We start from the raw sequence: 10,382 nt of genomic DNA on the forward strand, positions 1-10,382 counted from the left end.
GCGCCAGCGGCGGCACCGCGCGGCTCGATTTCGCCACTGCCGAGCCGGACCTCTACGGCCCCGAGCCGCTGGTCGCGGCCGCGGGGCGCCTGATCCACCTCGCCAGCCAGATCCGCTCGATGCCGGTCGGCCCCGATCTCGGCGCGCTGCGCAGGCTGGCGATCCAGGAGCTGGAAGCGTTCGGCCCGCGCGCGCGCCAGCTCGGCCTGGAGCCGAAATCGATCCAGCTCGCCCACTATATCCTCTGCGCCTTTCTCGACGATGCGGTGATGTCGACGCCCTGGGGCGCGAACAGCCCCTGGTCGCAGCAGAGCCTGCTCGCCGCCTATCACAACGACACCCAGGGCGGCGACCGCATGTTCCAGTTCGCCGAGCGGATGGAGCAGGATCCCAATCGCGAGCCGCGGCTGATGGAGTTGCTCTACCAGTGCCTGTCGCTGGGTTTCGAGGGCCGCGCCGCGCTCGATCCGCGCGGCGAATCGCTGCTCCACCAGCGCCGCGCGCGGCTGGCCGGCGCCATCGCCGGCCGCAAGGGGCCGCCGCCAGGCGACCTCTCGCCGCAATGGCGCGGCCACAGCATCGCCGCCGGGCGCTATGCCCCGCGCGTGCCGCTCTGGGCGATATTGAGCGGGCTCGCCGCGATCGGCCTGCTGGTCTTCGCCGCGCTGCTCTTCCGCCTCAGCACCCAGGGCGACGCCGCCATCGCGTCGCTCAACCAGGCGGTCGGCACCGCGCAGATCGTCCCCGCCCCACCCCCGCCCGAAAGCGCCACGCCCACCTATCAGCGGATGGGCGAGATATTGGCGCCGGATATCAAGAGCGGCCGGCTCGAATTGCTGCGCGAGGGCAACGAGATCGTGATCCGCCTCCACAATGTCGGCCTGTTCCCCTCCGCTCAGGCCGAGCCGTCGAGCGCGTGGAACGACACGTTCGGCCGCGTCGCCCAGGCGGCGAACCTCTCCAAGGGGCCGATGCGGATCGAGGGCCATACCGACAACCAGGCGATCCGTTCGCTGCAATTCCCGTCGAACCAGGAGCTGTCGCTCGCTCGCGCCAAGGGCGTGGCGGGCGCGATCGGCGGCGCGGGGCTCACGGACAGTTCGCGCATCAGCACCGCCGGCCTCGGCGACACGCGCCCGATCGGCGACAATGCCAGCGACGACGGCCGCCGGGAAAACCGGCGCGTCGAAATCCGCGTCGCCAACGACATCGCCTGGCGATAGCAGGGCAAGGGGGAAAGATGGACATGCTCAAGGCCCTGTTCCGCTCCCGCTGGTTCTGGCGCTTTCTCGGCGCGATCCTGCTCGGGCTGGTGATATGGTTCGTCGGGCCGCTGATTGCGATCGGCGGCTTCAGTCCCTTCGCCTGGTGGCCGGTCACCCTGTTCTTCGCGCTGCTGCCGGTGGTGCTGGTCGGCATCTTCTGGTGGCTGGCGCGGCGGCGGGACCGGAAGCGCAACGCCGCGATGATGGATGCGCTCAAGCCCGACTTCCCGGCCGATTATGACGAGATCGCGCAAAAGCTGGTCGAGGCGCTGACCATGCTCAAGTCGGTGCGCCTCGGCAGCCGGCAGAGCTATGCCTATCAGCTTCCCTGGTATGCGATCATCGGCCCGTCGGGCGCGGGCAAGACGACCGCGCTGCTCAATTCGGGCCTCAATTTCCCGACCGCGGTGGCGGGCGAATATCGCGCGCTCCGGGGCCAGCCGAACACGCCGAACTGCGACTGGTGGTTCACCGACGAGGCGGTGCTGATCGACACCGCCGGCCGCTACGTCACCCAGGACGACGCCGCCAAGGATGCGGAAGGGTGGCGCAGCTTCCTGGAGCTGCTCAAGAAGCACCGGCCGCTCCAGCCGCTCAACGGCATCATCGTCGCGATCCCCGCGCCCGATTTCTCCGATCCGGCCAAGATGGCCGGCCACGCCAACAATATCCGCGCGCGCCTGCATGAGATCGGCGGCACGCTCGGCCAGGATCTTCCGGTCTATCTGCTGGTGACCAAGGCCGACCTGCTGGCGGGCTTCCGCGAGTTCTTCGCGCGCGCCACCGATGCCGAATCCGATCAGGTGTTCGGATCGACCGCGCCCGGCACCACGCCGGACAATGACGCGGTGCTCAAGGGCTTTGACGATCTGGTCGCGAGCATATCGTCGCGCGTGGTCGATCGAATGCAGGCCGAGCCCCAGCTTCCCCTGCGCGGCCAGATCGCGGCCTTCCCGGCGCAGCTCGCCTCGCTGCGCACGCCGCTCGCGTCGCTGCTCGGCGCGCTCGGCCAGAAGAGCCGCTTCGACGAGCCGGCGCGGCTCCGCGGCGTCTATCTCGCCTCGGGCACCCAGACCGGCAATCCGGTCGACCGCATCCTGCTCAGCATCGGCATGCCGGCGACCGCGTCGGCGCACGCCGTGGGCCAGGGACGCAGCTATTTCCTCAAGCGCTTCTTCTCCGATCTGGTCTTCCCCGAACAGGGCATGGCGAGCCGCAACCCCGCCGCCGAACGGCGCGCGCGGCAGCGCTACATCGTCGGCGTCACGGCGGCGGCGGCAGCGCTGGTGCTGGCGATCGGCATCTGGACCTGGGGCTATTTCCGCAACATGGCGCTCATCAACAGCGTCTACACCACCTCCGCCGCCTATGCCGAGGCGGCCGGCACCTCGCGCGGCGGCAGTGACACGGTCGACCAGGATCTCGCCGCGCTGGGCGTGCTCGGCAAGGCGACGACCGACATGGGCCAGGCAGGCGACTTCGCGCTCGGGCTCGGCCAGGGCGGCCGGCTGGAGGGCGAGCTGAGCGGCATCTATGGCCGCGACCTGCAACGCCGCCTAACGCCGATCCTGGTCAACCTCGCCGAGCAGAGCATGACCGCCGATCAGGCCGCGCCCGCCGCGCTCTACGACGATCTCAAATCCTATCTGATCCTGGGCGCCAAGGGGCCGCAGATGGGCGACCATGTCGTCGCCTGGGTCCAGCCCGCCTGGACCGCGCGCCAGGGCAGCGGATCGGAGAGCCAGGCCGGCGAGCTCGCCCAGCACACGGCGGCGCTGTTCGACGGCAATTTCCGACCCGTAGCGATCGATGCCGGCCGGATCGAGACCGCCCGCGCGGTGCTGCGCACCCAGCCGGCGGCGGTGCGCGTCTATGGCCGGCTCAAGAGCAAGGCGATGGAGAAGGGCGAGCCGATGTGGACCGCCCGCGACAATGCCGGCCCGCGCCCCGAGCTGTTCTTCGCGAGCGGCGGCGCCTTCGCCCCCGGCGCGGGCGTGCCGGCGCTGTTCACGCGGACCGGCTATGAGAAGACTTTCCTGCCGATCCTCGCCAGCGGCCCCAAGCTGCTCGAAGAGGAGAATTGGGTGGTCGACGACAAATCGGCCAGCACCAGCATCTCGCCCGCCGAGCTCGCCGCACTCAAGCAGGATCTGGAGCGGCTCTATTTCGCCGAGTTCCTCAGCCGCTGGCAGGCCTATCTCGGCGCGATGCAGCCGCGCCCGGTGACGTCGCTCGCCGACAATGTCCAGCGGCTGCGCGACGGCAGCGGCCCGCTCTCGCCGATCGCCCCGCTGATGAAGGCGATCGCCAAGGCGACCGACATGACGCCGCGCAAGGGCGCTCCCGCAGCGCCTAAGACCGGCCTGCTCGGCGCGGCGGCGAACGCGGCCGGCGTCGGCCCGACTGGCGACGATCCGCGCCGCAACGTGGTCAACGCCTTCGTGCCGCTGCGCATCTTCGCGGGCATCTCGCCCGATGGCGCGCCCGTGCCCAACGCCCCGGTCGACGCGCTGATGGCGACGATGGGCCAGCTTGCCGACAAGCTGAACGTCATCGCCGTGCTGCCCGGCGGCGGCGGCGAGACCGGGTCGCAGCAGAGCATGGAGGTCAAGGCGCTGATCCTCCAGCTCGATCAGTCGGCCAATTCGATGCCGGCTCCGGCGGGCATCTGGGCCAAGGGCGTGGCGAGCGACGCCAGCGTCAGCCTGGGCGGGGCGCGGCTGGCGCAGATGGGCGAGGCGCTCAACGCCAGCTTCGGCGACCAGTGCCAGCAGCTCCTCTCGCGCGCCTTCCCGGTCCAGCCGGCGGCAGCGGCGGACATGCCGCTCGACATATTCGCCCGCTTCTTCGCGCCGCAGGGCCAGTTCGCCAAGTTCGTGACCCAGGAGCTGGCCGGCTATCTCGATACGACCACGCCCGAATGGCAGGCCAAGTCCAACGCCGGCGAGATCGGCCTGACCGAAGCCAATGTCCGCGCGCTCCAGGCGGCGAATCTCGTGACCCGCACCTTCTTCACCAGCGATCCGAACGCCGCGCGCCTCTCCTACCAGGTCGAGCCGGTCGCGCTCAGCGGCGCGACTTCCGTCACGCTCAAGATCGACGGGCAGACGCTCTCGTTCGACGGCAAGTCGCCGATCCCGGTGACGTTCGACTGGCCCGGCGCGGGCGGCGCCTCGGTCGAGTTCGCCGCTGGCGGCGCCCCCCAGGTTCGGTCCTGGCCCGGGCAATGGGCGGCCTTCCGCATGATGAAGGCCGCCGCGATCAAGGCCGGCGCCTCCCCCGCGATCGGCGAGGGCAGCCTCACCCAGGCGGGCGCCCGCTTCGATTTCCGGGTCCGCACCTTTGCCGGCACCAATCCGTTCGTCGTCGATCCCTTCGTGAAGATCGCCTGTCCGGCCTCCACCGCCGGGCGCCAGGGCGCGATCACGCGATCAGCATCGCCGCCCGCGCAAGTTGGCTGAGCGCGTCGTCCACCGACACCTGACCGCCATATTCCGTCGCCGCCCAGTCCGCCGCAAGCTGCGCCCGGTCGCGCGTGCCGTCGAGCAATGCCAGGAACGCCCGGGGGCCGGGCTCGGAAAATGCCATGGCGCGCTGGTCGAGCGTGAACAAATTGGTCTGCCCCGCCGCGATCTGCGCACGCGCCACGGGGCTGGCGACCGGCCGTTCGCCCGGCTCCATCTCGGCGGGAAAGGGCCGCACGTGCAGGTCGATAATCACGCGCTGGTAGAGCTGCACCAGCGCCTCGCAATGCTCCGCCGAGTCGGCGAAATGCGCCAGCGGAAACCGCTCCGGCCAGGCATCGCCCAGCGCGCCGAGAAAGTCCGCCAGCCGTTCGTCCTCGATCTCGAACTCGCCCGCGGCGAGCCGGAAGCTGGTCTCGCCCGTCCGCCTGGCGAGCGACGAGGCGTACAGGTGCCGGAAGTCCGCCGGATCGATGCGGCGGCGCGGATTGCGCCCCGGGCGGACGAACAGGGTCTGGTGGAAAAAGGAGAGCGCCAGATAATCGTCGGACTGGGCCATATGCACCACCGCCGCATCGTCCAGATCCCGGCCCGGCAATCCGTCATAGACCATCGACGGCACGGCATCGTTGAGGAAGGCGAGCCCGTGCGGCGCCGCCGCCGTAACCACCTCGACCAGCGATTGCGGCGCGTAGCAATCCCCCAGCTCGTCATGATAGAGCACGCCCGGCTGCTTGCGCAGCATCGGCTCGGCCACCTGCCGCATCGCCGCCGCGACGGGCCGGTCGTTCTCGCGCGGCGTGGCGAAATCCTCCAGCACCTTGCGCGCGGCGCGGACGCGCGCTTCGGGATCGGCGATGTCCCCCACATGGTGCAGCAGCATCTCGCGTATCGCGAGGCGCAGATGGCCGCCGGGCTTCGCATTATAGCTGATAAAGGCGATCCCCTCGGGCGAGAGCACGCGCCCGACCAGCTTCAACGCCGCCGCCCGCACCGCTTCCGGCACCCAGGCATAGAGCCCGTGGACGATCACATAGTCATACGGCCCCGCCATCGTCTCCGCGGCGTCGAGCAGATCGGCCACCTCCAGCCGGACATTGGAAAGCCCTGCCGCCGCGGCCAGCGCCGCGCCCCGCGCGACTGCCTCGGACGAGATGTCGAAACCGTGGAACTGTGCCCGGGGATAGGCTGCGGCCATGGCAACCAGGTTGATCCCGTCGCCCCCCGCCACGTCAAGCACCCGCGCGGTGGCGGGATCGGGCGCGTCGAGCCCGTGCAGCCGCGCGATCGCGGCCAGATGATCGGGCAATGTCTCCGGAAACAGGCCGGCCGGATAGCGCACCTGATCGTAGCTCGTGTCCCCGCTCATGGCCGTCCCCTCGCGTTGGCGACTCTATCCCCGGCCGCCCATGCCGGTTGCGGAGTTCTGAAGCGCCGTTAGGAATAGGGCAATCGAGAAGTCTGGAGGTCGGATGCCGATCGTTCTCACGCCCCGTTCCGCTCCTGGAACCAATCTCCAGCTTCCCGCGCCGCTTCGGCTCGATTCGGGCAGCGCCGTCATCGGCCGCGCCGCCAGGGTCGACCTCGCCATTGCGCATCCGCTGGTGTCGTCACGCCATTGCACGATCACAGGCAGCGGCGCCTCCTGGCAGCTCCAGGACAGCAGCACCAACGGCACGACGATCAACGGCCGCCGCGTCACGGGATCGCAGGCCCTAGCCGACGGCGACGTTATCGGCTTGGGCGACGTGGAGATCGGCGTCCGCATCGAAGGCGCAGCGGCCACCGGCGCCGGGATCAACCTCCAGGACTGGCGCCGCATGGGCGAGCCCCAGGGCCAGACGGTCCCGCCCCAGCCCCAGGCGACTCGGCTTCCCCCCACCACCGATGCAGTCGCGCAATTGCTGCACGCCGCCGGCATCGACCGGAACAGCCTGCGCGCCGGCGACCAGGAGATATTGGCGGCGGCCGGCGCCATGCTGCGCGCCAGCGTGGAGGGGCTGGCGGCGATGCTCCAGGCGCGGCGCAAGGCCCGCGAGGAACTCCGCGTCGCGCCCGATCCGGCTTCGGACAATCCCCTCAAGCAGGCGCCACCCGAGGCCGCGCTCACCCGCCTGCTCGCCGCCCCACCCGCCGCCGCGCGCCAGATGGTGACGGACGCGCTCGGCGAACTCGATCGCCACCAGCAGGCGACGCTCGGCGCGATGCAAGCCGCGTTCCGCGCCGCGCTCGACCAGTTCGCCCCGGAATCGATCAAGCTGCGCGCCCGCGACGATGCGGCGGCGTGGAAAGCCTATGAAAAGGCGTTCGGCGCGAACGACGGCTTCGTGGAGGTCTTCGCGCAGGAACTCGCCAAGGCTTACGAACAGCTTTCCTAGCCCACTCCCCCACCACCGTCACCCCGGCACTTCCGCCGGAGTGACGAACGAAGGGGCCGCTCTCAGTTCGGCACTTCGTCCACGAACTTGAACCACACCATCTCCGCCTTCCAGCCGCCCTTGCCGGCGGCATCGGCGAAGCGGGCCTGCCAGTCCGGCCCCTTGGTGTTCTGCAACAGCGCCGTATCGAACCCGCCCCGCCCCGTCAGCAGCAGGATGCCCGACCAGCCCGCGCTCCGCGTCCCGTCGATCGAGATGCGATAGCGCTCGCGCCCCGGAAGCTGCTCGATCGCGCTGCCGCCGGCCTTGGCAGCGGCCAGGAACGCCGCCTTGGAGGGCACGATCTCCGAGACTTCGCCGCTCTCCTCGATGCTGTAGAGCGCGAAATCCTCGCCCAGCCCGTCGAGCACCAGGTCCATGATGACGCGCGCGCCGAGCTGGCCCTTGTAGTCGCCCTCGCCAAAGGTGCTGATCTCGTACTTCGGCTGCGAGACCGACAGACGCGGGCTGTCCGCCGAACGGATCGGCCGGATGCCGTCGAGCGCCGCGCAGAAGGACGCATTCACCGGCGCCACGCCGGAGAAGTCGGACGAGGCGATCGTCGCCCCCTGAGTGCCCACCGCCTTGAAGACCGCGGCCTCCGCATTCGCCGGATGCCCCGCAACGCCGGAGAAGCCGAGGCCGAAGCCGCCCGCGCCCTGCTCCGCCTTGGTGAGCGTCAGCCAGCTACAGGGGACGCGCGGCAGCTCGGCCTGCACCGCGCCGCGCACCGTATCGATCGTGACGGCGGCGGCAGCGCCCGGCTTGGCCGCCACGGCGCCAGGTGTCGACGGCGCCTGGCCGGTGCCGCCAAAGGCGATCCAGCCGATCACCCCGAGCAGCGCCGCCCCCGCGACGCCCGCCCCGCCGATCAGCGCCGGCCTGGGAATATTGGGCAAGGCCGGGCGGGGCTTCGCAGACGGATCGGCCGGCACCCTGGGCTTGCGCACCGGCTTTTTCGGCGAGGACGGTGCCTCGGCCTCGCGCAGCGCCGCCAGCACCTCGTCCATCGAGCGCAGCCGCTGCGCCGGATCGGCGACGAGCATCCGGTCGAGCACCGGCCGGATCTCCGGCGGCGCGGCGGACGTGTCCACGCCCTTGCGGCGCTTGTCGATCGCATCGACGAAGGAGCCGCCCATGTCGGTCCCCCGCCCCCGCGCCACCGCCAGGATGACGAGCGCCAGGCTGTAGACGTCGGTCCACGGCCCCACGTCGCGGCCGAAATCGCCGAGTTGCTCGGGCGCGACATAGCCGAGCTTGCCGGCGAACCCGTCGCCGATGATCGTCTTCGAACCCGGATCGATATCCTTGGCGATGCCGAAATCGACGATCCGCGCCCGCGCCAGCGTCTCGCCTTCGAGCAGCACATTGTCGGGGGCGATGTCGCGGTGGATGGCGCCCAGCTCGTGCGCGGCCTTCAGTCCTTCGGCGAGGCGGCGGGTGAGCCCGATCAGCTCCTGCCCGCCCGGCTGCACCTTGCCGAGTACGTCGGACAGATTCACGCCCTCGATGAACTCGGTGACGATGTAGAAGATGCCGAGCTGCGGCTCCTGCGCGAGCACGCGATACTGGACGAGCGCGGGGTGCGAGAGGCGCACCAGCGTCTGCGCTTCCTTGCGGAACATCGCGGTGACGTTGGGATCGGCCGCGAGCGCGGGCAGGATCACCTTGATCGCCACGCGCTCGTCGCTGTTGACGTTGATCCCCTCGAACACCTCGCCCATGCCGCCCCGGGCGATGAAGCGCTTCACTTCGAAGATATGGTTGAGCACGTCGCCCGGCTGCACGCCCACCCCGCTGCGCGGGGCTGGCGGTGGCGGCGCGCTCACGGCAGGTGCCGGAGTGCCGATGGCGATCACGGTCGCGTCCGCGGCTGGCGTCGAGGCGCCGGGCGCTATGATCGTGGCGTCGGCGGCGGGGGTTTGCGGCGAGGCCGAAAAGACCGTCGCCTCCTCGGCCGGCGCGTCGGGCTTCGCGTCCTCGGCAGGCTCCTGCGGCGGCGTGGGCGCGCCGGGGGCCTGGAAGACCGTCTTGTCGTCGTCCTCTTTCACTTGCCGATCCCCGAACCGATCGCCTCGAACTGGACGAGCGTGGACTCGGTAACGGACAGGATCACCAACGTAATGTTGTCCGGCGCCCCGAGCGCATGGCACCGATCGATCATCGTGCGGCCGGCCTGCTCGATCGGTTCGCGATCGAGTATCTCCTGCATCTCCGCATCGCCGATCACACCATAGAGTCCGTCGCTGCACAAGAGCAGCAGGTCGTCCGGCTCCAGCGTGCCGCCGGCCATGTCGGGCTCCAGCAGCGCGCTCACGCCCACCGCGCGGGTGATGACGTTGCGCAACGGATGCTTCGCCGCGCCCTCGGCATCCAGCACACCGCGATCGACCAGCTCCTGCACCTGGCTGTGATCGCGGGTGAGCTGGTGCAGTCGCCGGTCGCGGATCAGATAGGCGCGGCTGTCGCCGACCCACAGCACGGCGAAATCGCGGTCGCGGATCGCCACCAGCACCGCGGTCGAGCCCATCTGCTCGCCCACCGCTTTGGCTTCGTCGAGGATGCGCGCATTCGCCTGGTGGAGCGCCGCCGTGGCGCCGGCGATCGTCTGGCGCAGATCCTCCTGATAGGGCACCGCCCCCAGCGAATCGATCACCATGCTGGCCGCCCAGTCGCCGCGCGACATGCCGCCCATGCCGTCCGCCACCGCCCAGATGCCGAGCGCGTCGGACGCGAGGTAGCGATCCTCGTTCACGCGCCGCACCACGCCCACGTCGGTAACCGCATGCCATTCGGTCTTCAGCGGTATCATGCACGCTTCCCCCAATCGCGGACCCCGATGTAGCCTCCAATCGCGGCACGCAGCAATGTCTGCGTTGCGTTGCAAGCATTGCCGTGCGGGGCCATGATCGCGATCGCTGGGGAGAAGCAATGCACGGCCATTTCGTCGACTCCTATGATCCGCGGGTCTGGAAGGCGGCCTGGGCCCCGGGACAGGCGCCGCAGCCCCGCGCCACGGCCAGGCGGGCCAACCGCCTGCCGATCGGGATCGCAGGCGCGGCGGCCGTACTCCTGGCCGGCGCCGCCACGGCATGGCTGTCCCGCCCCCGCGAGATCGCCCGGACCCCCGCCGCGCCGGCCGCCCCCCCGACACAGGCCCCCGCCAACCCCCCCCCGACCCGCCGCCCCCCGGTCCTCTCCCCCCCCCCCCCCCCCCCCCACCCCTCCCCCTCTCC

At 70.5% G+C, this 10,382-nt stretch carries 6 protein-coding genes and 1 pseudogene; 4 read left to right on the forward strand and 3 right to left on the reverse strand.

Annotated elements, in window-relative coordinates; all coding sequences use genetic code 11:
- Together icmH and tssM are read left to right on the forward strand one after the other, a co-directional pair.
- A partial coding sequence (icmH, locus tag HB724_RS19635) for a type IVB secretion system protein IcmH/DotU (RefSeq protein ID WP_213982645.1) occupies positions 1–1,223 on the forward strand: 1,223 nt, incomplete at its 5' end.
- A 17-nt stretch (positions 1,224–1,240) separates the two neighbouring features.
- Positions 1,241–4,726 (forward strand): type VI secretion system membrane subunit TssM, encoded by a 3,486-nt coding sequence (gene tssM / locus HB724_RS19640; protein WP_213982646.1) that lies wholly within the window; start codon positions 1,241–1,243, stop codon positions 4,724–4,726.
- Here the strand turns inward: tssM and HB724_RS19645 are convergent.
- Entirely contained in the window at positions 4,689–6,098 is a 1,410-nt protein-coding gene (locus tag HB724_RS19645; protein WP_213982647.1) for a class I SAM-dependent methyltransferase, read from the reverse strand. The genes tssM and HB724_RS19645 overlap by 38 nt on opposite strands.
- Before the next feature lie 103 nt (positions 6,099–6,201).
- On the opposite strand from HB724_RS19645, the gene HB724_RS19650 reads away from it, so the two are divergent.
- Positions 6,202–7,107 carry a type VI secretion system-associated FHA domain protein gene (locus HB724_RS19650; RefSeq protein WP_213982648.1) on the forward strand — a complete coding sequence of 302 codons (906 nt, stop codon included), beginning with the start codon at positions 6,202–6,204 and terminating at the stop codon, positions 7,105–7,107.
- 62 nt (positions 7,108–7,169) lie between these two features.
- On the opposite strand, the gene HB724_RS19655 is transcribed toward HB724_RS19650, so the two are convergent.
- Together HB724_RS19655 and HB724_RS19660 are read right to left on the reverse strand one after the other, a co-directional pair.
- Positions 7,170–9,197, reverse strand: a complete 2,028-nt coding sequence (locus HB724_RS19655; protein WP_213982649.1) for a serine/threonine-protein kinase — start codon at positions 9,195–9,197, stop codon at positions 7,170–7,172.
- Positions 9,194–9,958 carry a protein phosphatase 2C domain-containing protein gene (locus tag HB724_RS19660; RefSeq protein WP_213982650.1) on the reverse strand — a complete coding sequence of 255 codons (765 nt, stop codon included), beginning with the start codon at positions 9,956–9,958 and terminating at the stop codon, positions 9,194–9,196. Before HB724_RS19660 ends, HB724_RS19655 begins: the two co-directional genes overlap by 4 nt.
- 119 nt (positions 9,959–10,077) lie before the next feature.
- Between HB724_RS19660 and HB724_RS19665 the strand changes: the two are divergent.
- Positions 10,078–10,382: pseudogene (locus HB724_RS19665) on the forward strand (hypothetical protein); the annotation flags it as partial.

Source organism: Sphingomonas sp. dw_22 (assembly GCF_018449795.1).
GTDB lineage: Bacteria > Pseudomonadota > Alphaproteobacteria > Sphingomonadales > Sphingomonadaceae > Sphingomonas.

Coding starts and splice junctions, on each gene's coding strand:
- HB724_RS19645 (WP_213982647.1), bottom strand. CDS start 6,098: ATGAGCGGGGACACGAGCTACGATCAGGTGCGCTATCCGGCCGGCCTG.
- tssM (WP_213982646.1), top strand. CDS start 1,241: ATGGACATGCTCAAGGCCCTGTTCCGCTCCCGCTGGTTCTGGCGCTTT.
- HB724_RS19660 (WP_213982650.1), bottom strand. CDS start 9,958: ATGATACCGCTGAAGACCGAATGGCATGCGGTTACCGACGTGGGCGTG.
- HB724_RS19650 (WP_213982648.1), top strand. CDS start 6,202: ATGCCGATCGTTCTCACGCCCCGTTCCGCTCCTGGAACCAATCTCCAG.